We start from the raw sequence: 23,967 nt of genomic DNA, 5'->3' as shown, positions 1-23,967 counted from the left end.
GCGGGTCACTAGGCGCGGGTGGCTTGCACGGTCAATCTATGAAAAACATTTTTATCCAGCTAGGTTGAACGCTTGTTCCAAAATCCACGGGAAAAGAAAGGTTCGCGCGCATGATTCGCGATTCGCTGAAAGCTGCGCAGGTCTCTGCCATGAAGGCCGGCGACAAGGAGCGCACGGCGGCCGTCCGGCTGATCCTCGCCAAGATCAAGGACCGCGACATCGAACTGCGCACCCAGGCCGCGCCGGCGGATGACGATGCGATGGTCACCGAGGTGCTGCAGAAGATGATCAAGCAGCGCCGCGAATCGATCGCCATGTACGAACAGGGCGGCCGCGCCGAACTCGCCGCGCAGGAAGCGGCCGAGGTCGCGGTGATCGAGGAATTCCTGCCCGCGCAGATGGACGAGGCGGCAGCAAAGGCCGCAATCGCCAAGGTCGTCGCCGATACGGGCGCGGCCAGCCTCAAGGACATGGGCAAGGTCATGGCCGAAGTGAAATCGCGCCATGGCAGCGAACTCGACATGAGCAAGGCGAGCGCCTGGGTGAAGGAGGCCCTGGCGGGCTGAGGGCAACGTTTCGGGCGTTGCCAAAGCTCTAACTCCGTTTGTCCCGAGCGAAGTCGAGGGACGTATGCGCAACCCATCACGAGGCACTACATGGCTTTCTGGGTCTATATCCTCCAATGCGCAGACGGAAAATTCTATACCGGCCAGACCGACGACCTAGAGCGGAGAATGGGCGAGCACCAGCATGGCGGGTTCTGCGATTTCACGTCGCGCAGGCGACCCGTGGAGCTGGTTTGGAGCGAGTATTACCAGACCCGTGGGGACGCGATCGAGGTCGAGAAACAGCTAAAGTCCTGGTCTCGCGCCAAGAAGATCGGTTTGATCAATGGCGATTGGAAAATGGTCAGTCATTATTCGCGACCGCCTCACGAACGTCCCTCGACTTCGCTCGGGACAAACGGAGGTGGGTTCGGCAAGGCTGACGAGGGGAAAGCTGAGCTTCCATGAGCAAACCCTGCATTAACCGTCTATCACCTTATTCAGGAGCACGCGCACCCCTTCTCGTTTGTCCCGAGCGAAGTCGAGGGACGTATGCGCAACATCAGTATATCACCTCATCCTCTACCACCTTAAGCGAAAAACAGCTTTGCGTAGGGCTCGACACAGTCCAAGTTGGGAACGTCCCTGCCGCAATCGACGGGCGCACCTCCGCATGACCCTATCCCCGCAATGGCTGGATGAACTGAGGTCGAGGATCACGCTGTCCACGCTGATCGGGCGGCATGTGAAGGTGCAGCGCGCGGGGCGCGAGTACAAGGCGTGCTGCCCCTTTCATAACGAGAAGACGCCCAGCTTCACAATCAACGACGACAAGGGCTTCTACCATTGCTTCGGCTGCGGGGCGCATGGCGATGCGATCCGGTTCATGACCGATCATCAGGGCCTGGGCTTCATGGATGCGGTCAAGGAGCTCGCCGCCGAAGCGGGGATGAGCGTGCCCGCGCCCGATCCGCGCGCCGCGCGCCAGGCCGAGGCGCGCGCAACGCTGCACGATGTCTGCCAGGCGGCGCAGGATTGGTTCGTCGCGCAGCTCGGCAGCGCGGCAGGCGAAGAGGCGCGCGCGTATCTGAAAAACCGGGGGCTGACGGCCGAGACCATCGCGCGCTTCGGCATCGGCTTCGCGCCCGACAGCCGCACCGGCATCAAGTCCGCGCTCGGCCATCTCGACGAGGAGCTGCTGATCGAGGCGGGGCTGCTGATCAAGGTCGACGACAAGGCGCCTTATGACCGTTTCCGCGGCCGCATCATGATTCCGATCCGCGATCCGCGCGGGCGGGTGATCGCGTTCGGCGGGCGCATCCTGGGCGCGGGCGAGCCCAAATATCTGAACTCGCCCGACACGCCTTTGTTCGACAAGGGCCGAACGCTTTACAACCTGCACCTCGCCGCCCCCGCCTCGCGCCAGAGCGGGCGCGTAGTGGTGGTCGAAGGCTATATGGACGTGATCGCGCTCGCCCAGGCGGGCTTTGGCGAATGCGTCGCGCCGCTCGGCACCGCGCTCACCGAGCATCAGATCGAACGACTGTGGAAGATGGTTGATCGCCCACTGCTGTGCTTCGATGGCGACAATGCCGGGCAGAAGGCGGCGATGCGCGCCGCGACGCGCGCGCTTCCGCTGCTCAAGCCAGGATTGTCGCTGGGCTTCGTCTCGCTGCCCGGCGGACAGGACCCAGACGATCTCGTCCGCGCCTCGGGCCCGCAGGCCTTTGCCTCGTGCCTCGACCAGGCAACGGGGCTGCTCGACCATCTCTGGTCGCACGAGCTCAACGCCCAGCCGCTCGCCAGTCCGGAGGCGCGCGCCGGGTTCAAGGCGCGATTGAACGCGCATGCCGACACGATTGCCGATGGCGACATCAAGGCGCTCTATCGCCGCGAGATCGGCCAGCGCTTTTCTGACCTGTTCTTTGCCGCGCGCGCGCCATCGCCCGCCCGCGCGCCGCAGCAGCGCGGCGCTTCGGGCAAGGGCTGGCAGCGCCGCGACGAGCCCGTGCCGCCGAGCGAGGAGCTGCGCGCGTTCAGCCGCCAGCCGATGAGCGACCTGATCGTGCGCGGCGTGCTCATCGGGCTGATATACCGCCCGGCGCTGATCGCCCGGCACAGCGAAACGCTGAGCGAATTCGTCACCCTTGCCGACCGCTGGGCCGACCTGCTCGATGCGCTGCTCGATGCGTCGCACCGCCCCGGTACAGACGGTCTTGATCCGTCCGCGCTGATGACCATATTGCAATCCAGGGGGCTGGCAGACGCGGTGGACAGGCTGAAATCGGGCGGAAAGCCGCCGTTTTCCTTCTGCATCCCGGCGATCGAGCCACCCGATCAACTGCGCGAGGCCCGGATTGCGGAAGACTTTGCCGAGGCGATCGAAGTGATGATTACCCGCCCCAGGCTGGAGGCGGCGTTGCAGGATGTGACGCGCCGATTCGAAAATGACATGCAAGACGGTTTGTTTTTGGAGCAGCAGCAGCTAAGGGCAAGAAAGGAAGCGTTTGACCAGCGCCTGATCGAACTGACGGAGCGAGGCTGACACGGGACGGGCTGCATGCCCTCGCCGCGGTTCAGACCCCATGCGATCAAGGCGGATACGGGACGAGCGCGAAATATTTGAAACGGACCCTTTGGGTCTGATAACAAAGCAAATTCTCCGCAGGCTTGGACGCAGCCCGCGGCGGCACAGGTGACAGGAAGTACGCAAATTGGCCAAGGAACCGAAAGACCCCAAGACCGACGGCACCGATGCCCCGCTGATCGACCTCAACGAAGCGTCGGTCAAGAAGCTGCTCGCGCGCGCCAAGAAGCGCGGCTACATCACCTATGACGAGCTGAACGAGGCCCTGCCGCAGGACCAGATGTCGTCCGAACAGATTGAGGACGTGATGTCCGCGATCTCCGAAATGGGCGTCAACATCGTCGAGAATGACGAGGAAGGCGCGGAAGAACAGCCGGTCGACGACAGCGATGCCGTCGATGACGGTTCCGAACAGCTCAACATCTCTCCCGAAAAGAAGAAGGAGACGATGGACCGCACCGATGACCCGGTGCGCATGTACCTGCGCGAGATGGGCGCCGTCGAGCTGCTCAGCCGCGAGGGCGAAATCGCGATCGCCAAGCGCATCGAGGCCGGGCGCGACACGATGATCCTGGGCCTGTGCGAAAGCCCGATCACCTTCCACGCGATCATCGAATGGTCGACCGCGCTGAATGATGGCGAGATGCAGCTGCGCGAGATCCTCGATCTCGATGCGATGCTTTCCAAGGACCCCGCGCCCGAAAGCCTGTCCGAGGACGGCGACGACGATGGCGAGATCAGCGAGAAGACCGCCGGCCCCAGCTTCAAGGACGAGGACGAGGTCGAGGAAGTCACCGATTCGGAGGACGAGGAAGACGAGCTGACCGAGCGTCGCACCCGTCGCCCCGAAGAGGATGACGAGGAAGACAACACGCTTTCGCTGGCGCAGATGGAAGCGCAGCTGAAACCGGCGGCGCTTGAGAAGTTCGCGCAGATCACCGCGCTCTTCCGCAAGTTCGAGAAGATCCAGGGCGAGCGCCTCAACGCGCTCAGCATCGGCGACGACTTCCCGGCGGCGAAGGAAAAGCAGTATCAGAAGCTGCGCGAGGAGCTGACCGCCGAGGTGGAATCGGTCCAGTTCCACGCCAACAAGATCGAGTATCTGGTCGATCAGCTCTATTCGTTCAACCGTCGGCTGACCGCTTTGGGCGGCCAGATGCTGCGTCTGGCCGAGCGTCACAAGGTGCCGCGCAAGGATTTCCTCGACCGCTATGTCGGGCACGAGATGGACGAGGCGTGGCTCGAATCCATGGCCGGCATCGACAAGAAATGGGCCAATTTCGTCGCCAATGAGGCGAGCGCCGTCGATCGCATCCGCGCAGAGATTTCGGACATCGCGGCCGCCACCGGCATGTCGCTCGGCGAGTTCCGCCGCATCGTCAACATGGTCCAGAAGGGCGAGCGCGAGGCGCGGATCGCCAAGAAGGAAATGGTCGAGGCGAACCTGCGCCTCGTCATCTCGATCGCCAAGAAATACACCAATCGCGGCCTGCAGTTCCTCGACCTGATCCAGGAAGGCAATATCGGCCTGATGAAGGCGGTCGACAAGTTCGAGTATCGCCGCGGCTACAAGTTCTCGACCTATGCGACCTGGTGGATCCGTCAGGCGATCACGCGTTCGATCGCCGATCAGGCGCGCACCATCCGCATTCCGGTGCACATGATCGAGACGATCAACAAGCTGGTCCGCACCAGCCGCCAGTTCCTGCACGAACAGGGCCGCGAACCGACGCCGGAAGAAATGGCCGAGCGTCTTTCGATGCCGCTCGAGAAGGTTCGCAAGGTGATGAAGATCGCCAAGGAACCGATCAGCCTTGAAACGCCGATCGGCGACGAGGAGGATTCGCATCTCGGCGATTTCATCGAGGACAAGAACGCGATCATCCCGGTGGACGCCGCGATCCAGGCGAACCTCAAGGAAACGGTCACCCGCGTGCTCGCTTCGCTGACCCCGCGCGAGGAACGCGTGCTGCGCATGCGTTTCGGCATCGGCATGAACACAGACCACACGCTTGAGGAAGTCGGCCAGCAGTTCTCGGTGACCCGCGAACGTATCCGCCAGATCGAGGCCAAGGCGCTGCGCAAGCTCAAGCACCCGAGCCGCTCGCGCAAGATGCGGAGCTTCCTGGATCAGTAAGCGTCTGTGCCGCGCGCCAGCGACTAGCCGGTAGATCGAGCAATGCAGCAATCATGGTCATCATGCGCTGGCACAGCGGTTGGTGTCGCGCGGGGCTCAAGACCCATGCGGCGCGGTGCTTCCCACAGCACACGCGCCCTACCCCATGAACGTCGCAGGAGCGGTCTTCAGCGAAGCGGGGCCAGCCGCAATATTCGGGTGCACAATGGTTGAGCCGCGATGGCGGAACGGTAGCGCTGACGCCTGATTGACCGTGAGTGCCGGATTTAAGCTCGGCTAAAGCAGAAAACGACAGGTACCGAATCAGAATAGAAGCGTCGATTCCTTTTGCTGCACGTCGCGCCGCCCCGCAAAAAGCCCTGCTTACGGCGATACCAACCCCCAATAATGCATGAGATCTGGTGTCGCGACGAAAATGAGCGCCTGGATTTTGATTTATTTATCAATGCCTTGAACGGAAACCCCTCAATTTTGGAGTAAACACAAAATTTACCATCCCCGCATAGCCGTTGAAGCGTCGGGGCAAGGGAGCAGCCCTGACAAGAGGATGCCGGCGTGAGGGCGCTGGCTTGAGCAGGGGAAATACATCATGTCCAAGACAGCATTGCTGCTGGTTACATCTTACTGCGCGCTGGCCGCGCCGGCATGGGCGGCAACCGCCTCCGCTACGGCTTCCGAGAGCGCGATCACCGATAGCGCCGCGACCGAGGCAGCAGAGGCCGATGCTGCGCAGCAATCGGGGGGCGCTGCCGCAAAACCCGCGCAGGAACTTTTTTCGACCGGCGTGGCCAAGGGCCGCGACCGGCTCGATAGCGCGACCTCGACCAGCGCGCTGCGCGGCGATGACATCACGCTGCTTGGACCGCGCCCGATCGGCGAGGTGCTGCGTACCATGGCCGGCCTGCGCGTCGCGACCAGCATCGGCGAAGGCAACAACAACTATACCGTGCGCGGGCTTCCGCTCGCCGCCGGTGGATCGAAATACATGCAGATCCAGGAAGACGGCCTGCCGTTGCTGGAGTTTGCCGACCTGTTCAACGTGGGCGCCGACGTCTACCTCCGCAACGACCTGACCGTGAACGCGATCGAGACGATCCGCGGCGGCTCGGCCTCGACCTTCGCGTCGAACTCGCCCGGCGGCCTGATCAACGTGCTGTCGCGCACCGGCGATGTCGAAGGCGGCGCGGTGCAGTTCACCACCGGCCTCGATTTCGACACCAAGCGCGTCGATTTCACTTATGGCGGCAAGCTGGGCGAGAACACCCGCTTCCATATCGGCGGCTTCTATCGCCAGGGCGAAGGCCCGCGCAACAATGGCTTTGACGGCTGGAAGGGCGGCCAGGTCAAGTTCAACATCACCCGCGAGTTCGAGAACGGCTATGTTCGGCTGTATCTCAAGTATCTCGACGACCGTTCGCCGACCTTCGCTCCGTATTTCGCCAATATCACCGGCACCAACGCCAATCCGCGTATCCGCAGCTTCCCGGGCTTCGACCTGCGTGACGACACCATCCTGTCCTCGTTCCTGGGACCGGTGATCACGCTGGACCAGAACAACAGCCCGGCCGCCTTCCCGGTGGCCACTGGCCAGAGCGCCGAATCCAAGTCGATCGGGCTTGAGGCCCAGTTCGAGGTGGCCGGCTGGACGATCACCGAGCGCATGCGCTATGCGGCCAATGGCGGCGATTTCAGCCGCGGCTTCCCCAACACCGCCAATACCGTGTCGGCCTTTGCCGCAGGCCAGGGCGGAGCCGGAGCGTTTGCACGCTATGCGAGCGGCCCGCTGGCAGGCCAGCTGATCAACCCCAATGGCCTGATCAACGGCAACGGTCTGCTCTCGCTCTATTTCTTCTCGTTCGTCCGTGCGCGCTCGCTCGACAATTTCACCAACGATGTCCGCGCCTCGAAGGTGTGGGAACTGCCCGACGGCAAGCTGACCACCACGCTCGGGGCCTATCTGGCGACACAGGACCTCAACACCACCTGGCTCCACACCGCGATGAACATCGATGCCAACGGCAATAATGGCACGGCGCAGGTCGATATCTTCAACGCGGCTGGTCAGCCCCAAACGCTCAACGGCTATTTCGCCTTTGCCCGCGCGACCAGCCTTTTCCGCCGCGCGTTCGATGTGAACTATCGCGTGTTCGCGCCTTACGGATCGGTTAACTACCAGTTCGGCAAGTTCGCGATCGGCGGGAGCCTGCGCTACGATACCGGTCGCGTACGCGGCAGCCTGGTCGGCGCGGACCTCAACAACGGCAGCGTCGGTCTGATAACCCAGGATATCAACCGCGACGGCGTGATCAACCCGGCCGAAAACCGCGTTGCCTTCCTGCCCTTCACCCAGCCCGGCGCGGTGAACTATAACTACGGTTATCTCAGCTATTCGGGCGGGATCAACTATCGCGCGGCCGAGCCCTTTTCGCTCTTCGCGCGGTACAGCAAGGGCGCGCGTGCCAATGCCGACAAGGTGTTGTTCACGCCGCTGATCAACAATGCCACCGGCGGCATCCGCAGCAACACCGACAAGCAGGACAATGTGAAGCAGCTCGAAGGCGGCTTCAAGTTCCGCAAGGACGGCTTCACCTTCAACGCCACGGCGTTCCGCGTCACGGCAGCCGACCACAATGTGATCAACGGCGCGGCGAACCGGACCGACCGGCGCTACCGCGCCACCGGCATCGAGATGGAAGGCGGCGTGCACAGGGGGCCGTTCAGCCTGATGATCGGCGCGACCTACACCAAGGCCAAGATCACGCGCGACCTGCTCGATCCGACCCTGACCGGCAAGGAACCGCGCCACCAGCCCGACTGGACCTTCTTCGCGACGCCCTCGGTCGATCTGGGCCGCGCAGTGATCGGTGCCAGCATTGCCGGGGTGACCAAGAGCTTCGCGCAGGATTCCAACCTGCTGGTCATGCCGGGCTTCACGACGGTCGACCTGTTCGGCCATGTCAAGCTGTTCAAGGGCGGCAGCCTGCAGGTCAACGCCAACAACGTGTTCAACACGCTCGGTATCTTCGAAGTGAACCAGGCGAGCGTTCCGGCCAATGGCATCGGCTTTGCCCGGGCGATCAACGGACGGACGATCTCCGCCTCATTCCGCTTCGATTTCTGACTTCCGGGAGGGAGGGAACGGTCAGGCGCTGTCGGGGAGCCCGGCAGCGCCTGACTGCGTATGGAAGTCCGCTCCCGCATCAGCATCCGCTCCCGCATCAGCATCCGCTCCCGCATCAGCATCCGCTCCCGCATGGGCATCGGCGCCAGTCGCGCGGGGCAGGAACAGCGTCATCGCTGTGCCCTTGCCGAGTTCACTCTCGATCCTGAGGCCACCGCCCGACTGATGCGTGAAGCCATGCACCATCGGCACGCCAAGGCCGGTCCCCTTGCCGACCTGCTTGGTGGTGAAGAACGGTTCAGCCACGCGCGCCAGCGTTTCGGGAGCCATGCCCGTTCCGTTGTCGATCACGCTGATCGCGGCATAGTCGCCCTCTGCAAGCTCGGGCAATGCCTCGTCGCCGGGCGCGCGTACCGCACGGGCGACAATGCGCACCGCCCCGCCATCGGGCATGGCATCGCGCGCGTTGATGACAAGGTTGAGCAGCGCCGACTGGAGCTGCGCGGCATCGGCGATGATGGCACCGCAGGCGCCATCGTCCTCGATCGCAACGCTGATCCCGGACCCCGCCGAGACCCCGAGCAGCGGCTCCAGTTCCTTCAGAAAGGCGGACACGTCGATCCGCTCGGGATCGAGTCGCTGCTGCCGCGCAAAGGCGAGCAATTGCTTGACCAGCCCCGTGCCGCGCATCGCGGCATTGGTGCTCATATCGACCAGCTTCAGAGCCTCGGGGTCGTCGAGCCGCCGCCCGATCAGCGACAGGCCGCTCAGCACAGCCGCCAGGATGTTGTTGAAATCATGCGCCACACCCGCAACCAGCCGGCCCATCGCCTCCATCTTCTGGCTGCGGATCAGCGCGTCCTGCGCCGCCTCGCGCTGGGCGATCTCCTCTTTCAGCTGCGCGTTCGCCGCATGCAGCGCTGCCGTGCGCCGCGCGACGGTGATTTCCAGATCGTCCGCCAGCGCGCGCAGCGCCCTTTGCGCCTGCACGCGCTCCTCGATGATGGTGCCCGAAGGGATCAGACCGGTGATCGCGCCGGAAGAATCGCGCAACGGCGCAAGCTGGAAATCGATCGTCACCGGGGCATGGCCGAGCATCACCGGCACGTCATAGCGCACCAGCTCGCCCGCGCGGGCGGCTTCGATCGCGAGCTTGAGCCGCGCCTGCACCTCGGCGTCATAGGACCACCAGGGCGCATCCCAGAAAGGCTTGCCCGCGACATCCGCAAGCTGCAGCCCGGCCGCGTCGAGCGGCGCACGATTGGCATAATCGACCTCGCCGTCGAGCGTCAGAACGCCGACAAAGGCGAACAGCTGGTCGAGCACGCGGCGCAGCTTGTCCTCGCGCTCGCGAATTTCGCGATCCTGGCGGCGGCGGTCGGTGACGTCCTCGCAGATGATGCCGATGCCGCTGACCTCCCCGTCACCGACGAAGATCGGATAGAATTGCTCGCGCCATTCGCGGATTTCGCCGGGATGGGCCAGCGTCGTTCCCGTAATGGCCACATCGCGCAACGGCTCGCCGCTCTCGATCACCTTGAGCAGCATCGGCTCGGCGATCGCGCGCAAATCGGGAACCAGATCCCAGACCTTCTTGCCGACATGTTCTTCGGGCGAGAACCCGTTCATGTCCGCCAGCGCCGGATTGACGCGCACAAAGCGCAGTTCCCGGTCGATCAGCCCCAGGCCAAGCGGCGCCCGGGCGTAGAGCGCATCGAGTTCGGCGGCATCGGTTGCCTCCTGCACGCGTGAAGCCCGAACCTGATCCACCAGATGCTCCCGCTTCCACGAATCGCTCGTCAGTCACCAGCCTGACAATGACGGCGCCGCTCGGTCCAATTCTGGTCTATGCGTCCAAATGGCATGACGTCCAATGAAATGTGCAGCGGCAGACCAAGGCCGGAGCCGGGCTAATCTGCCGACATCAGGATGTTATTCTGCAAATTGATCCGTGTTAATCAATTGCCGTCCGATCGGTGCGGATTTGCAAGCGGCGAAAGGAACTGTTTGCCATAGCCGTCGGGCAGCGAAAGTCCGGCAACGCCATAGCCATTCGGCCATTGCTGGTCCGGCATGTAATGCGTTCCGAACCAGCGGTCGATCATCGGCAGATGTACCGCGAAATTCTTGTCGGTTGCCACGGGTTCGATGGCATGGTGCCAGTGATGATAGCGCGGCATGGCGATCCAGCGTTCCAGCCAGGGGCTGCGCGGCGCGAAATTGGCATGGATGAACACCGCGTGCAGCGAAACGAAGCCCAGATAGGCAAAGACGGCCACGGGATCGAAGCCGAGCATCACGATCGGCAGCAGCACGAGGCCGCGGGTGACGACGACATCGACCAGATGCAGCCGCGATCCGGCGAGCCAGTCCATGTGTGTGACCGAATGGTGCACGCGGTGAAAGCGCCACAGCAGCGGCACGGCATGAAAGGCGCGGTGCACCGCATATTGCGCCAGATCGGCGACCAGCACGATGAGCGCGAACTGCACCGCCAGCGGCAGCATCTGGGCCATCGTCTGGACCGGCGCGATGGCCAGCTTCTGCCCAGCCCAGGTCGCCGGCACCAGCACCAGCAACGACATCAACTGAACCAGCGCGTGGCTCATGAAGAAATAGGTCGCGTCGGTCAGCCATCCCTTGCGGAACGGCCCCTGCTCGCGCCGTAGCGCGAACGCGCGTTCGAGCGGAACGAACAAGGCAGCCGTGGTCAGCGTGCCGAGCACGAACCAGTCGAGCCCGATATGCACCCGGGTCGGGCGGGCGTCGGGAATGGCGACCCCGCCTGCCCCCAGCGCCAACGCGAGCCCGGCCAGCACCAGACCCGCCAGACCGAGCGCCTTGCGCCGCCGCAGCAGCATCGACAGCCCCGCCAGCCCCAGCGTCACCAGGATCGCGCTGTCGATCGCACTGCGCACCAGCGGCAGCGGGTAGCGCGCGCGCAGTTCGGGCATGGTCAGCCATTGCGGAAAGTGCAGGCACAGCACCGCCGCGACGCTGAGCAACCCCAGCGCGATCGAAAGCACACCGCTCCACCAGCCGCTGCCGAAGCGGCGCGGCGCGCGATCTGCGAATATCCGGGTCAGCCATTGCTCTGCGGTCATCGCGCGCGAGCATGACGGCCAAGCGCAAACATATGGTTAGGGGATGTTCCGCGAGCTTGACGAACCGCGCGCGTTCGCCTTTGACCTGGCGCGGACGCGAAAGGGGCATCATGCGCATTCTGACCTGGCTGGCAGCGATCGTTCTGGCGTGGTGCGGGGCACCTCAGGGTCTGGCGCAGGTGACCATGCCCGACGGATCGGTCATTGCCAAAGACCGGATCGATTCCGCAGCGGCCGCTTGCAAGGCGGGCAAGGCCGATGCCTGTCTGGTGCGCGGCCTTGCGCTGGAACGTGGCATCGGTGAACCCATCGAGATCAATCTCGCGGCCGCCGCTTTCCGCAGCGCTTGCGAGGGCGGGATGGGCATGGGGTGCGAAAAGGAGGCCGATATTGCCGCACGGCGGCACGACAAGCGCCAGGACCTGAGGCTAGCCGCCGAACGCTGGGGCAAGGCGCGCACCACGTTCACCACGGGCTGCGAGGCCGGCAACCCGCTTGCCTGCCATCGCCTGGCGGACATGCTGGCCAACAACAGCGCGATGATCGACAAGCCCCGCGCGGTGACACTGCTCGCCAAAGCCTGTTTCGACCTGAGATTTGGCCCTTCCTGCATCGCGGGCAGCGCGCTGACCGGGCTGTCCACATCTGCGGTGCGCGATCCGGCTCTGGCCACGCGGTTCGAGGCTGCCGTCGATCCGGCCCTTACGAGCGCTTGTGACGAGGACCGGGTCGGGGCATGCGCGATGCTCGGCGAATGGCTGCTCGGCCGACTTGGCCCCAAGGACACCGCACGCATCGCCATGCTTGCCGAAAAGGCGTGCAGCGGCGGCGCCGCGCATGGTTGCGCGCTGGCGGCCGATCTCGTCCGCCGCACCGATAGCAGCGCCGAGGGCTGGGACAGACGATATGCCTATCTCGATCGTGCCTGCGCGATCCAGTTCGGCTATTGCAGCGGCCTGGCCGATCTGATGCGGGCCGCGCCGCCGATCCGATCGGTCGATAGCGGCCTCATCTTCCTAGCCGATATCAAGGCCTGTCTCGCCGAAGCCGAAGAGCATTGCTGGCGGCTGTACGAGCCCGCTGCCAGGCTGAGCGCCACCGAGCTCGCCCAACTCGTCGAGACATTCGATCAGGCCTGTCTCAATCTGCCGAGACCCAGCGCCGAAATCTGCGCGTCTGCCGCCAGCAACCATCTCGAGCGCGCCGAAGCCGTTCCTGCCAGCGCTGCGACCGATCGGGCGACGGCGCGCCGCCTGTATCAGCGCGCGCTGGAACTGCCGGAGGAAGCCGAGGACAATCCGACCGCGCACAGCGAGGCGCGGGCATTCCTGGCAGGCCGCTGAACCTCAGGCCGCGATGCTGCCTTCCGCATCGTCCTCGGCGAGCAGCCAGGCCTCGGCCTCCTTGATGTCGGTAAACATGCGGGCATCGCGCCCCTGGCTGGCGCGCATCAGCTGCATCCGCGCCAGCGATTGCGAGAAGACAAAAGCCAGCTTGCGCGAGCGATAGCGCGGCCCTGCGAGCACGGCACCGAACGCCTGCACGATCTCCTGCGGCTGGATCTTCATGTCGCGCACATCGACCAGGGTCACATGCTCGTTGGGACCGCAGGTCAGCCGCTCATGCGCCGCATTGCGCGCCGCAACGAACCGCTCGACGTCCACAGCCTCGAAAAAGCCTGCGAGATACTGCCGCACCATGTTGGTCGATGGATCGGCTGTGATTCGAAAAATTGCCCCCATATCGGCTGGATATTCCGGGGAAATGAAGATTCGGTAAGCGCTGGAACACGATCGTTCCGGACCGGCTAGGCGTCCGTCGTGAGGCCCTGGACGCCACGTTTCCAGGGCATATGCCACTCGGGCGCGTTCGACTTTGCAAGGCGCGGCAACACACCATCCCTGCCCAGCAGCCAGGCCTCGGCCTCCGCGACCGAATAGAAGAAGCGCGCATCGCGTCCGGATGCGGCGCGCTGCAGCTGCTTGCAGGCCAGCGAATGCGAAACGACAAAGGCAAGCTTGCGCGAACGCAACGGCGGATTGGCCAGCACGGCCTGAAATGCCTGGACGACTTCCTGCTGCTGAATCTTGACATGACGCGCGTCTACCAGCGCCAGATGCTGGTTCGGCCCGCACGTCAGCTGTCCGAAAGCGGCATTGCGGTCAGCGACAAAGCGCTCGACATCCGCTGGTTCGAAGAAACCAGCGAGATACTGCCGGAGAATATTGTTTACCGGATCGACCTCAATTTTGTAAATCGCGTCCATAAATCCGACTTATGCGAGTCGAATGAAGATTTGGTAAGCGCAATTTGTGTGGGATATGACGCTGAACCGCCAAGCTTTATTGCAACTTTTTGCAGATAACAGTCATGCTTAATAAAGCCTCAAGTCGTTCACCGCTTGCCAGGCCGTTTCATCAGTCCCGGTGAGCGCGTCGAGATCGCCCGGCTGCGCACCTGCATCATCCACCCATTCACGCAACGCCGGACCGCCATTGATCACGTCGATCGCCAGCTTCCCAAGCTCGTACTCGTACGGGAAATCGCGCCAGAGCGGGTAATCGGGATAGAGCGCGCGGATCGCCTTGAAGCCCAGCGCCTGGACGCGCCAGGGGCGGAAGGCATGATGATCGTAGAACTGGCCTTCAGCATGAATGTGCACGCCATGGCAGAGCTGGCCGACATGCTTGTGGAAGGTCGGCTCGAACCAGATCTCGCGCAAGGCGCAGCCGGCCAGCCATTCGGGCGCGAGAGCATGCATCTTTCCGATCACGTCGCGTGCGTTGATGTCGGGCGCGCCGAACAGTTCGAGCGGGCGGGTCGTCCCCCTGCCCTCGCTCAGCGTCGTGCCTTCGAGCATCACCGTGCCGGCATAGGCGCGCGCCATGTTGACGTTGGGCGCATTGGGGCTGGGATTGACCCAGAGCCGGTCGGTCGGCCAGCCAAAGCCTGGCGCGGCCTCGGGCTGCCAGCCGCGCATCGCGACCACGCGATAATCGACATCGAGCCCGTAGTGCCGGATGAACCAGTGGCCCATCTCGCCCAGCGTCAGCCCGTGGCGCATCGGCATGGGACCTGCGCCGACAAAGCTCTCCCAGCCGGTGCGCAGCGTCAACCCCTCGACCGGGCGTCCGGCGGGATTGGGCCGGTCGAGCACCCAGACCGACTTGCCATGCGCGACGGCGGCCTCGAGAATGTAGAGCAAGGTCGTGACGAAGGTGTAGATGCGGCAGCCCAGGTCCTGCAGGTCGATCAGGATCACGTCAAAGCTGTCCATCATCGCCGGGGTCGGGCGGCGCACCTCGCCATAGAGGCTGAACACCGGGATGCCGTGCACCGGATCGGTGAAATCCGGGCTTTCGACCATATTGTCCTGCTTGTCGCCGCGCAGCCCGTGCTGCGGCCCGAAGGCGGCGGTCAATTGGATGTCGTCGAGCGCGGCCAGGGCATCGAGCGAATGCACCAGATCGGCGGTCACCGAGGCAGGATGCGCGAGCAGCGCGACGCGACGGCCCTTGAGCGGCGCGCGCAGCTCGGGCTCAGCCAGAAGACGATCGATACCGAAGAGCATGGGGGCCTCGCTGCAAGATGATGCGCGCTGTTTAGCCGAGCCGCGCGGCAAAACAATCCGGGTGGTGAAAATCGGGTTTGCCGGACGGATGCGCAAGCGACCAGTAGCTCTTGGCTCCGTCGGTGTCTTCGATCACGGCGGTGATCGCCAGCCGCCAGGGCGCGGGGCCGAGCAGCGCATCGAGCCCGGCGAGCGGGATAGCTGCCTGCCAGAGCCCGCTCTCTCCCGCCATCTGCGGGTCGCTTGGCAACGCAAGGTCGCGCATCCCCGCACGGTAACCGTCGAACGCATAGGCGGCCCATGCACCCGAGTGCGCGAGGTTGAACTCGGCATAGGCGGGACCGGTGGTCGATCCGATAAATGCCTCGAAGCAGGTGTGCTGCCAGAGGCCATCGGCGCGCCCCTGCGCACGGGCAGGCCAGAGGATGCAATTGCCCGGGTCGGTGACATGGTAGGCGATGGTGAGCGTCTGATCGTCGGACAGAGACCAGTCCGCCGCCAGCGCTGTGCCATCGGGCGCGGGAAAATCGGGATGCGGGTGGAGACGCTGCGACATGCTCAGAGCTTTTCAGACCAACCACCTCCAGTTCAACTGTTTTCGTCACCCCCGCGCAGGCGGGGGTCCCGCTTTATTTCTCGGTTGGCACAGAAGCGGGACTCCCGCGTTCGCGGGAATGACGGAAGGTATCGATCCATATCTGAGCGGGAACGACGGAGTTGGCGCACTGGTTGCACAATGCTAGACTGACGCAAACGTAAAGCGCGCCAAGCGCATCGGGAGAGCATCATGGCGCTGGTCAAGGCCGCCAATCCATCGCAGATCTTCGGGCGCGAGGCGTTTCGCGACCTTACCGCCATATCGCGCTGGAAGGGACTCGCATTGGTCGCGCATGCCTGGATCACGATCGTCGCGCTCGCCTGGGGCGCGGCCTGGATCGGCACCTGGTGGGCCTGGGTGATTGCGATCGTGCTGATCGGCGGACGGCAGCTTGGTCTCGCCATCCTGATGCACGAAGGCGCGCACGGGCTGCTCCACCCGAACCGTGCGGTAAACAACTGGGTCGGGCAATGGGTCACCGGCGTGCCCATGGGCACCGATCTGCACGCCTATCGCACCTATCACCTGACGCACCATCGCTACACGCAACAGCCCGAGGACCCGGACCTTTCGCTCTCCGCGCCCTTCCCCACCACGCGCGCCAGCCTGATGCGCAAGGTGTTCCGCGACCTCACCGGCCAGACCTTCGTCAAGCAGCGCGGCGCGCAGCTGGCGATGGCAATCAAGGGCTTCGGTCCGGGCGCCAAGGAGCAGAACCTGTTCATCGGCAAGGTGACGCTGCGCTTCCTCGCCGCGCAGGTCGTGCTGCTCGCGCTCTCGTTCGCTACGGGGCTCGGCGCGCTGCCGTATCTTATCTGGCTGACCGCGATGGCGACGACGTTCCAGCTGTACCTGCGCATCCGCAACATCGCCGAACATGCCTGCACCACCACGGGCAGCGAGGACCCGTTCACCCATGCGCGCACGACCTATGCGGGCCTGTTCGAGCGGGCAACGGTCGCGCCCTATTGGGTGAATTTCCATAGCGAGCACCATCTGTTCATGGGCGTGCCCTGCTATAATCTGGCCAAAGCGCACCGCATGCTGGTGCAAGCGGGGCATGCCGGGCGGATGACGATCGCGCCCGGCTATGCCGCGGTGATGCGGCAGGTCGTCAAACCTGCCGCATGACCTGAAGCATCACGCCATTTCGGCGCTGGCCTTTTCGCTGACCATCTCGGCAATCGCCTTGCCGAAGGCGGGCAGATCGTCGGGGCAGCGGCTGGTGATGAGATTGCCGTCGATCGCGACCTCCTGATCGACGAAATTCGCGCCGGCGTTCTTGAGGTCGGTGACGATCGACTTGTAGCCGGTGAGCGTCTTGCCCTCGGCAAGACCCACCTCGACCAGCAGCCAGGGTGCGTGGCACACGGCGGCGACGGGCTTGCCCGCGTCGGCAAAGGCCTTGATCAGCGCCAGCGCCTCGGGATTGACGCGCAGCAGGTCGGGGTTGATCTGGCCGCCGGGCAGCACCAGCGCGTCATACTGCTCGACCCGCGCGCCCGAAAGCGGCGCATCGACGCTGACGCTCTGGCCCCAGTCGTCACCCTTCCAGCCCCTGATCTCGCCGCTTTCAGGCGAGACGATAGTGACATTGGCGCCCGCACCCTTGAGGTCGTCGCGCGGCTGGATGAGTTCGGATTCCTCGAAACCGTGCGTGGCGAGGATGCAGATATTGCGGCCGGAAAGATCGGGAAGGCTCATGGGGGATTCTCCGTTTGGGGGGTTTCCCCCTTCCTACGGACGCGGCGCAAACCCGTTCCCTAGAGCCATTTCGCCCATTTGAAGCGGAGATAGAGGCCGATGCAGATCGTCACCATCGCGCCCACCACCAGAAAATAGCCGTGCCGCCATTCCAGCTCTGGCATGTACTTGAAATTCATACCGTAAATACCGGCGATCGCGGTCGGCACCGCCAGGATCGCGGCCCAGGCGGCGAGCTGGCGGGTGATGACGCCCTGGCGCTGCTGCTCGAGCAGGCCGCTGGTCTCGATCACCGAGGTCAGCGTGTCGCGCAGGCCGGCGACGCGATAATCGGCGCGGCGGACATGGTCGTGCAGGTCGCGGAAATAGGGATGGATGTCGGCATCGATCTGCGGCAGCTCGAGGTGCATGCAGCGGTTGGCGACGTCCTGCATCGGGCTCAGCACGCGCTGCAGCCGGAACAGGTCGCGGCGCAGCGAGAAGAGCTGCGCGGTCTCCTGCTTGTTCAGAAACGCATCGAGCGCGCGGTCCTCGATGCCGAGCACCTTGTCCTCGAGCGCATCGATCACCTCGAGATAGCCGTCGACGATGAAATCGAGGATCGCATGCAGCACGAAATCCGCGCCGCGCTTCAGCAGCCGTGGTGTCGCCTCGAGCTTGTGGCGTACCGGGCTGTGATCGCGCAGCGATCCGTGCCGCACGGTGACGATGAACTGGCGGCCCATGAAGATCGCGGTATTGCCATAGGTGATCGCGGTGTTGCTGTCGCTCTCGTCGAGATGCACGGTGCGCGCCACCGCGAACAGATGCTCGCCATAAGGCTCGATCTTGGGCAGGTGCCGCCGGTCGAGCGCGTCTTCCACCGCCAGCGGGTGCAGCCCCAGCTGCGACTGGATCGGCATCAGCTCGGCCTCGCTCGGCTCGTGCAGCCCGATCCACAGCAGGTCCGCCGGGTCGTCGAGCGGCGGCAGCGGCTGGCTCAGGTCGATATCGCGCACCCGCTCCCCATCGCGATAGAGGCGCGCGGCGATGACGGTCACCGGACGAAAGCCCGTGTCAAACCATCTCTCCCGTCCGCCCCAGCGCTTCCGCGATCAGCTTGCGGGTGTTGGCGATGCCGTAGAGCGCGATGAAGCTGCCCATGCGCGGCCCCTGCTCGCTGCCCAGCAGCGTCTCGTACAGCGCCTTGAACCAGTCGCGCAGGTTGCCGAAGCCATAGGCCTCGTCCTTGCCGATGGCATAGACGATGTTCTGGATATCCTCGGCCGATGCGTTTTCGGGCAGTTCGGCGAGTTCGTTGTCGAGCCGGGTCAGCGCGTCGATCTCGGTCCCTTCGGGCCAGCGGCGCTTGAGCGTCGGGGCGATGAAATCGCGGCCATAGTTCACCGCATTCTCGATCAGCCCGTCGAGCTCCGGATGCGTCTCCGGCGAGACGCCGGGCGCATATTTCTGCACGAAGCCCCAGACCAGATCCTTGTCGTCCATGCCCGGCAGGCTGACGACATTGAGCAGCAGCCCGAAGCTCACCGGCGGGCTGCCTGCGGGAACGTCGCCTGCATGGATATGGTGCGCGGGGTTGCCCAGCCGCTTGTCGGCATCCTGGCCGTGCCAGTTGTCGCGGAACTGGAAATATTCGTCCACCGCTCGCGGGATGACGCCCAGATGCAGCTGCTTGGCCGCCTTGGGTTCGCGGAAGATGTAGAAGGCCAAGCTGTTCTCGCTGCCGTAGCGCAGCCATTCCTCGATCGACAGGCCGTTGCCCTTGGACTTGGAGATCTTCTCGCCCTTTTCGTCGAGGAACATCTCGTAGATCATGCCCTCTGGCTTCTGGCCGCCGAGCACGCGGGCGATCTTGCCCGATTGGACGCCGCTATCGGTCAGGTCCTTGCCGTACATCTCGTAATCGACGCCCAGCGCCACCCAGCGCATCGCCCAGTCGACCTTCCATTGCAGCTTCGCACCGCCCGAGAGCACCGATTGCTCGATCGTCTCGCCCTCGTCGGTGAAGCGCACGATCCCGGCCTCGGCATCGACCACCTCGACCGGCACCTGCAACACCACGCCCGACTTGGCGCTGATCGGCATGATCGGCGAATAGGTCGCGGCGCGCTCGGCACGCAGCGTCGGCAGCATGATGTCGAGGATCGCCTGATAGTTGCGCAGCACCCCGCGCAGCGCCTCGTCGAACGCGCCGCTGCGATAACGCTCGGTCGAGGAGACGAACTCGTAATCGAAGCCGAACTGGTCGAGGAACGCGCGCAGCATCGCATTGTTGTGATGCGCGAAGCTTTCGAACTTGCCGAACGGATCGGGGATCTGGGTCAGCGGCTTGCCGAGATGCTGGCGCAGCATTTCCGGATTGGGCACGTTGTCGGGCACCTTGCGGAGGCCATCCATGTCGTCGCTGAACGCGACCAGCCGCGTCGGTGCGCCGTCGGTCAGCGTCTCGTAGGCGCGGCGCACCAGGGTCGTGCGGAACACCTCCTGGAACGTGCCGATATGCGGCAGGCCCGATGGGCCATAGCCGGTCTCGAACAGCATCGGCCCCTTCCCCTCGGGCTTGCCATTCGGATAGCGTTTCAGCAACTTGCGCGCTTCCTCGAACGGCCATGCCTTGGATCGCATTGCAGCTTCGCGATACGCGCTCACACGTGTTTCCTTTTCGTTCCGATGTGTCCTATAGGACGGGCAATGATCGCTTCCCTAAACTTTCCAGCCCTGCATGCAAGCCATAGCGCGATCTGGTTCGCGCATCCCGGCGAGCCTGCGGTGCGCATTTCCAAGGGCGAGGCAATCGCGCGCGCAGCCGAGACGCCGCTGATCATGCTCAACGCGCCGCTGGTGGCGCAGCGGCTGGGATACCCTGAGCTTTCCGGGCTCGACCTGCTCGAGCTGTTCGCCTTCGTCCACCCCGCGCAGTTCATGGTGCCGACACCGATGGGGCTGGCGAAGGCGCTGAAGCTCCCTCTCCTACTCAGGGGAGGGGGGAACGCGCCCGAGCTGGCATTACAATCCCCTCTCCCAACCCTCTCCCCTCAAGGCGAGAGGGCTGAACAAGGTCTCCCCGAATCCGCCATCCCCGCGCTGCTGCACGCCGCTGCCGAGGCGCTGATCGCGACGCTCGAACGCCCCGACTGGCCGCAGCGCGAGGGGGCATGGACCGGATTGCAGGCGCTCGCGCGGCTGCGCTGGCCCTGGGCGGGCGTCGCCTCGCGCCACCTCAAGGCCCCCGAAAAGGCCGAACGCTGGCTGTTCTCGCGCCTGCCCGAATGGGAGGAGCAGGCCCCGCGCCCGCAGCCGCGCCAGATCACGCTGGCGGAAAATGACGCCGAGGCGCAGCTCGAGGCGCTGACTGGCGCGGGCGCAGAGCGCCGCGAGGGCCAGCGCCAGTTCGCGCGCACCGCATCGCACATCTTCGCCCCGCGCGAACGCCGCGCCGAACCGCATATGCTGCTCGCCGAAGCGGGCACCGGCATCGGCAAGACGCTGGGCTATCTCGCGCCTGCCTCGCTCTGGTCGCACGGCGCGGGGGGAACGGTGTGGATCTCTACCTATACCAAGGCGCTGCAACGCCAGCTCTCGCGCGAGACCGAGCGCATCTATGCGGGCGAGGCCGAGTTCCGCAAGCGCGTGGTCATCCGTAAGGGGCGCGAGAACTATCTGTGCCTGCTCAACCTCGAGGATGCCTTGCAGGGCGGCTTCCAGAACCGCGCCGCCGTGCTGGCGCAGCTGGTCGCGCGCTGGGCCGCGTACAGCCGCGATGGCGACATGATCGGCGGCGACCTGCCCGGCTGGCTCACCACTCTGTTCCGCCGCGCGGGCGTTACCGCGCTGACCGACCGGCGCGGCGAGTGCGTCTATGCCGGCTGCCCGCATTACCGCAAATGCTTCATCGAGCACGCCGCGCGATCGAGCCAGAATGCCGATCTGGTCATCGCCAACCATGCGCTGGTGATGGTCAACGCCGCGCGCGCGCGCGAGCAGCAGGGTCGTCCGACACGGATCATCTTCGACGAGGGCCATCACCTGCACGATGCCGCCGATTCGATGTTTGCGGTCGCGCTGACCGGCCAGGAAACAGTCGAGATGCGCCGCTGGGTGATGGGGCCCGAGGGCAAGTCGCGCGGCCGCAGGCGCGGGCTCGCCGCGCGCCTCTCGGACGTCGCCTCCTATGACGAGGCGGGCGGGCGCGCGATCGAGGCGGCGCGGATCGCCGCCGAAGCGCTGCCCGGCGAAGGCTGGCTCGCGCGCATTCGCGAGGGCGCGCCCTCGGGCGAGATCGAACAGCTGCTCGCCGCGATCCGCGGCACGGTCTATGCCCGCGACGAGAGCGGCGCAGAGGATGCAGGCTACGGCATGGAGACCGAACTTGCCGAGCTCGACGGTCCGCTGATCGCCGCCGCGATGGAAGCCGCGCGCGCGATCGATGCGCTGCACCAGCCGCTGGTCGCGCTGGGGCGCAGGCTGGAAGTGCTGATCGAGGATCCGCCCGACTGGCTCGACGGCCCAGCGCGCGCGCGCATCGAGGGCGCGCTCGCCTCGCTTGGCTGGCGCATCGACCTGCTCGCCGCCTGGGCCTCGCTGCTCGGGCGGATCGGCGGCCCTGCGGATCCCGATTTCGTCGACTGGCTGGCGCTCGACCGCGTCGAGGGGCGCGAGTACGACATGGGGCTGCACCGGCGCTGGCTCGATCCGGGCAAGCCGCTGGCCGAAGCCGTCATCAAGCCCGCGCATGGCGTGCTGGTCACCTCAGCCACGCTCAAGGCCGGCGAGGACTGGACCCCGGCAATGATGCGCACCGGCGCGGTGCATCTGGAAAAGCCGCCCGAATTGTTCGAAGCGCGCAGCCCGTTCGATTATGCCAACCAGGCCGAGGTGCTGATCGTCACCGACGTGAAAAAGGGCGACATGGCGGGGCTGGCCGGGGCCTATGGGCGGCTGATCGAGGCCGCCGGTGGCGGAGCCCTGGGCCTGTTCACCGCGATCAAGCGGTTGCGCGCGGTGCATGGCCGCATCGCCGACCGGCTCGCGCAATCGGGTCTGCCGCTCTACGCGCAGCATGTCGACCCTATGGAGACCGGCACCCTGGTCGACATCTTCCGCGACGATCCACGCGCCTCGCTGCTCGGCACCGATAGCTTGCGCGACGGGGTCGACGTGCCCGGCGATTCGCTGCGGCTGGTCATCATGGAAGGCGTGCCATGGCCCAAGCCCGACATCCTGCACCGGGCGCGCAAGCTCGCCGGTGGCGGCACCCAATATGACGACATGATCATCCGCGCACGCCTCGCCCAGGCGTTCGGACGGCTGATCCGCCGCGCCGACGATCGCGGGCGGTTCGTGATGCTCTCCTCCGCCTTTCCCTCGCGTCTGCTCAGCGCCTTTCCGCCCGGAACGCCGGTGCGACGGTGCACGCTTTCCGAAGCTTTACAAGCGGTGCAATCTGGCGTTTCTGCGCGAGGAAACGAGGGCGCGCGAATCGATCCCGTGACGGGATCGGGGGGAGAGATGCGATGAAAAGGCTGACCTTGCTGCGGCACGCCAAATCGGACTGGCTGGACCGCTCCCTGCGCGATTTCGATCGGCCGCTCAACGCACGCGGGCTGAAGGGCGCCAGGGCCATGGGCTTTTATGCCGCCGAGAAGAAGATGGTGTTCGACGCGGTCGTGGCCTCGCCCGCGGTGCGCGTCACCGAGACGATCGACCATTTCGAGACCGCCTATGGCCAGACGCTGCACCCCGACTGGGACCGGCGCATCTATCTCGCCTCGTCGGTGACGCTGATCGACGTGCTGCGCGGGGTGGATGACAGCGCCAACCATGTGCTGATGGTCGGGCACAATCCGGGGCTGGAAGACCTGGTGTTCGATCTGGTGCCCGATGACGGATCGAGCCCGTTGCGCGATGTTGTCGAGGAGAAATTCCCCACCGCCGCGCTTGCGATCATGGACATTGCGATCGATCACTGGTCCGAACTCGACAACCGCACCGCGAAGCTGATCGAGGTCACCCGCCCGCGCGATCTCGATCCCGAGCTGGGGCCGCAGGACGACGACTGACGCCATGGCAAAGCCGCTGCCCGAGACCATCCTGCGCCGCGCGGGCCCGGACGATGCCGCGAAGCTGGCGCTGATCGGCTCGGCGACCTTTCTCACCGCCTTTGCGCATGATCATCCGGGGCAAGCGCTGATCGACCATTGCAGCGTCGAGCATGGCATGGCGCGCTATGCTGGCTGGCTGGACAAGCCCGAATACGCCTTTTGGCTGCTGGAAACGCCGCTCGGCGCGCCGGTCGGCTATGCGATGATGAGCCCGCCCGAGCTCGATATCAAGCCGCAGCCCGGATCGGTGGAGTTGAAGCGCATCTATGCGCTGTCGGGCTGGCAGGGTGCTGGCCTTGGCCGCAGGCTGATGGACGCGGTGATCGACGAGGCCCGCGCCCGCGAGGCCACGTGCCTGTATTTGTGCGTCTATACCAACAATCCCGATGCGCAGCGCTTCTACGAACGCTTCGGGTTCGAGAAGGTCGGGCAGCAGCAGTTCATGACCGGCAACGTGCCGTTCACCGACTGGATCATGCGCAAGCCGCTCTGAACGGTG

19 protein-coding genes are annotated in these 23,967 nt (G+C 64.9%); 10 read left to right on the top strand and 9 right to left on the bottom strand.

What is annotated here, in order from left to right; all coding sequences use genetic code 11:
* Positions 1 to 110: 110 nt before the first annotated feature.
* The 5 genes from FG486_RS13455 to FG486_RS13435 all read left to right on the top strand — a co-directional run bounded on the left by FG486_RS13455 (position 111) and on the right by FG486_RS13435 (position 8,390).
* Positions 111 to 566 (top strand): GatB/YqeY domain-containing protein, encoded by a 456-nt coding sequence (locus tag FG486_RS13455; RefSeq protein ID WP_066276941.1) that lies wholly within the window; start codon positions 111 to 113, stop codon positions 564 to 566.
* A 90-nt stretch (positions 567 to 656) separates the two neighbouring features.
* Positions 657 to 1,013 (top strand): GIY-YIG nuclease family protein, encoded by a 357-nt coding sequence (locus FG486_RS13450; protein WP_066276945.1) that lies wholly within the window; start codon positions 657 to 659, stop codon positions 1,011 to 1,013.
* 205 nt (positions 1,014 to 1,218) lie between these two features.
* Entirely contained in the window at positions 1,219 to 3,090 is a 1,872-nt protein-coding gene (gene dnaG / locus FG486_RS13445; protein ID WP_181267852.1) for a DNA primase, read from the top strand.
* Between the two features lie 169 nt (positions 3,091 to 3,259).
* Positions 3,260 to 5,269, top strand: coding sequence for an RNA polymerase sigma factor RpoD (gene rpoD, locus FG486_RS13440; protein WP_181267851.1), 2,010 nt, complete (start codon positions 3,260 to 3,262; stop codon positions 5,267 to 5,269).
* Positions 5,270 to 5,858: 589 nt separating this feature from the next.
* The gene (locus FG486_RS13435) at positions 5,859 to 8,390 is read left to right on the top strand and encodes a TonB-dependent receptor domain-containing protein (protein ID WP_181267850.1); all 2,532 of its coding nucleotides are present in this window, start codon (positions 5,859 to 5,861) and stop codon (positions 8,388 to 8,390) included.
* A gap of 21 nt (positions 8,391 to 8,411) precedes the next feature.
* Here the strand turns inward: FG486_RS13435 and FG486_RS13430 are convergent, their stop codons facing one another.
* Positions 8,412 to 10,136 carry a PAS domain-containing protein gene (locus FG486_RS13430; RefSeq protein WP_181267849.1) on the bottom strand — a complete coding sequence of 575 codons (1,725 nt, stop codon included), beginning with the start codon at positions 10,134 to 10,136 and terminating at the stop codon, positions 8,412 to 8,414.
* Between the two features lie 212 nt (positions 10,137 to 10,348).
* Positions 10,349 to 11,494 (bottom strand): sterol desaturase family protein, encoded by a 1,146-nt coding sequence (locus FG486_RS13425; RefSeq protein WP_181267848.1) that lies wholly within the window; start codon positions 11,492 to 11,494, stop codon positions 10,349 to 10,351.
* A 110-nt stretch (positions 11,495 to 11,604) separates the two neighbouring features.
* On the opposite strand from FG486_RS13425, the gene FG486_RS13420 reads away from it, so the two are divergent.
* On the top strand, positions 11,605 to 12,837 hold the full coding sequence (locus FG486_RS13420; protein WP_181267847.1) for a sel1 repeat family protein: 1,233 nt from the start codon (positions 11,605 to 11,607) through the stop codon (positions 12,835 to 12,837).
* A 3-nt stretch (positions 12,838 to 12,840) separates the two neighbouring features.
* Here FG486_RS13420 and FG486_RS13415 read toward each other — a convergent pair whose 3' ends face one another.
* The 4 genes from FG486_RS13415 to FG486_RS13400 all read right to left on the bottom strand — a co-directional run bounded on the left by FG486_RS13415 (position 12,841) and on the right by FG486_RS13400 (position 15,621).
* On the bottom strand, positions 12,841 to 13,236 hold the full coding sequence (locus FG486_RS13415; RefSeq protein ID WP_066276981.1) for a hypothetical protein: 396 nt from the start codon (positions 13,234 to 13,236) through the stop codon (positions 12,841 to 12,843).
* Between the two features lie 65 nt (positions 13,237 to 13,301).
* On the bottom strand, positions 13,302 to 13,760 hold the full coding sequence (locus tag FG486_RS13410; RefSeq protein ID WP_181267846.1) for a hypothetical protein: 459 nt from the start codon (positions 13,758 to 13,760) through the stop codon (positions 13,302 to 13,304).
* Between the two features lie 108 nt (positions 13,761 to 13,868).
* Complete coding sequence (locus FG486_RS13405; protein WP_181267845.1) at positions 13,869 to 15,065, bottom strand: exo-beta-N-acetylmuramidase NamZ family protein; 1,197 nt, start codon at positions 15,063 to 15,065, stop codon at positions 13,869 to 13,871.
* Positions 15,066 to 15,096: 31 nt separating this feature from the next.
* The gene (locus FG486_RS13400; protein WP_181267844.1) at positions 15,097 to 15,621 is read right to left on the bottom strand and encodes a DOMON-like domain-containing protein; all 525 of its coding nucleotides are present in this window, start codon (positions 15,619 to 15,621) and stop codon (positions 15,097 to 15,099) included.
* A 231-nt stretch (positions 15,622 to 15,852) separates the two neighbouring features.
* Between FG486_RS13400 and FG486_RS13395 the strand changes: the two genes are divergently transcribed.
* A complete protein-coding gene (locus FG486_RS13395; RefSeq protein ID WP_181267843.1) occupies positions 15,853 to 16,794 on the top strand; it encodes a fatty acid desaturase family protein in 942 nt (313 codons plus the stop codon).
* Positions 16,795 to 16,803: 9 nt separating this feature from the next.
* On the opposite strand, the gene FG486_RS13390 is transcribed toward FG486_RS13395, so the two are convergent.
* The 3 genes from FG486_RS13390 to FG486_RS13380 are packed head-to-tail and all read right to left on the bottom strand — an operon-like array spanning position 16,804 to position 19,992.
* On the bottom strand, positions 16,804 to 17,367 hold the full coding sequence (locus FG486_RS13390) for a type 1 glutamine amidotransferase domain-containing protein (protein ID WP_181267842.1): 564 nt from the start codon (positions 17,365 to 17,367) through the stop codon (positions 16,804 to 16,806).
* Positions 17,368 to 17,426: 59 nt separating this feature from the next.
* Positions 17,427 to 18,407 carry a magnesium and cobalt transport protein CorA gene (locus FG486_RS13385; protein WP_181267841.1) on the bottom strand — a complete coding sequence of 327 codons (981 nt, stop codon included), beginning with the start codon at positions 18,405 to 18,407 and terminating at the stop codon, positions 17,427 to 17,429.
* A gap of 16 nt (positions 18,408 to 18,423) precedes the next feature.
* Positions 18,424 to 19,992 carry a lysine--tRNA ligase gene (locus FG486_RS13380; protein ID WP_194249920.1) on the bottom strand — a complete coding sequence of 523 codons (1,569 nt, stop codon included), beginning with the start codon at positions 19,990 to 19,992 and terminating at the stop codon, positions 18,424 to 18,426.
* Between the two features lie 66 nt (positions 19,993 to 20,058).
* Between FG486_RS13380 and FG486_RS13375 the strand changes: the two genes are divergently transcribed.
* From FG486_RS13375 to FG486_RS13365, 3 genes are read left to right on the top strand one after another with little or no spacing between them, the layout of a single operon-like run.
* Positions 20,059 to 22,884 carry an ATP-dependent DNA helicase gene (locus FG486_RS13375; RefSeq protein ID WP_181267839.1) on the top strand — a complete coding sequence of 942 codons (2,826 nt, stop codon included), beginning with the start codon at positions 20,059 to 20,061 and terminating at the stop codon, positions 22,882 to 22,884.
* Entirely contained in the window at positions 22,881 to 23,426 is a 546-nt protein-coding gene (locus FG486_RS13370; protein WP_181267838.1) for a SixA phosphatase family protein, read from the top strand. Before FG486_RS13375 ends, FG486_RS13370 begins: the two co-directional genes overlap by 4 nt.
* A gap of 4 nt (positions 23,427 to 23,430) precedes the next feature.
* A complete protein-coding gene (locus FG486_RS13365; RefSeq protein ID WP_066277007.1) occupies positions 23,431 to 23,961 on the top strand; it encodes a GNAT family N-acetyltransferase in 531 nt (176 codons plus the stop codon).
* The last annotated feature ends 6 nt before the right edge of the window (positions 23,962 to 23,967 follow it).

The sequence above is a fragment of the Blastomonas ursincola genome (assembly GCF_013607875.1).
Classification (GTDB): Bacteria; Pseudomonadota; Alphaproteobacteria; order Sphingomonadales; family Sphingomonadaceae; genus Blastomonas; species Blastomonas ursincola.
The sequence above is the reverse complement of the archived record's forward strand: the minus strand, read 5'-3'. Positions and strand labels throughout refer to the sequence as shown.

Coding starts and splice junctions, on each gene's coding strand:
- FG486_RS13455 (WP_066276941.1), top strand. CDS start 111: ATGATTCGCGATTCGCTGAAAGCTGCGCAGGTCTCTGCCATGAAGGCC.
- FG486_RS13450 (WP_066276945.1), top strand. CDS start 657: ATGGCTTTCTGGGTCTATATCCTCCAATGCGCAGACGGAAAATTCTAT.
- dnaG (WP_181267852.1), top strand. CDS start 1,219: ATGACCCTATCCCCGCAATGGCTGGATGAACTGAGGTCGAGGATCACG.
- FG486_RS13435 (WP_181267850.1), top strand. CDS start 5,859: ATGTCCAAGACAGCATTGCTGCTGGTTACATCTTACTGCGCGCTGGCC.
- FG486_RS13425 (WP_181267848.1), bottom strand. CDS start 11,494: ATGACCGCAGAGCAATGGCTGACCCGGATATTCGCAGATCGCGCGCCG.
- FG486_RS13420 (WP_181267847.1), top strand. CDS start 11,605: ATGCGCATTCTGACCTGGCTGGCAGCGATCGTTCTGGCGTGGTGCGGG.
- FG486_RS13415 (WP_066276981.1), bottom strand. CDS start 13,236: ATGGGGGCAATTTTTCGAATCACAGCCGATCCATCGACCAACATGGTG.
- FG486_RS13410 (WP_181267846.1), bottom strand. CDS start 13,760: ATGGACGCGATTTACAAAATTGAGGTCGATCCGGTAAACAATATTCTC.
- FG486_RS13405 (WP_181267845.1), bottom strand. CDS start 15,065: ATGCTCTTCGGTATCGATCGTCTTCTGGCTGAGCCCGAGCTGCGCGCG.
- FG486_RS13400 (WP_181267844.1), bottom strand. CDS start 15,621: ATGTCGCAGCGTCTCCACCCGCATCCCGATTTTCCCGCGCCCGATGGC.
- FG486_RS13395 (WP_181267843.1), top strand. CDS start 15,853: ATGGCGCTGGTCAAGGCCGCCAATCCATCGCAGATCTTCGGGCGCGAG.
- FG486_RS13390 (WP_181267842.1), bottom strand. CDS start 17,367: ATGAGCCTTCCCGATCTTTCCGGCCGCAATATCTGCATCCTCGCCACG.
- FG486_RS13380 (WP_194249920.1), bottom strand. CDS start 19,992: ATGCGATCCAAGGCATGGCCGTTCGAGGAAGCGCGCAAGTTGCTGAAA.
- FG486_RS13375 (WP_181267839.1), top strand. CDS start 20,059: ATGATCGCTTCCCTAAACTTTCCAGCCCTGCATGCAAGCCATAGCGCG.
- FG486_RS13370 (WP_181267838.1), top strand. CDS start 22,881: ATGAAAAGGCTGACCTTGCTGCGGCACGCCAAATCGGACTGGCTGGAC.
- FG486_RS13365 (WP_066277007.1), top strand. CDS start 23,431: ATGGCAAAGCCGCTGCCCGAGACCATCCTGCGCCGCGCGGGCCCGGAC.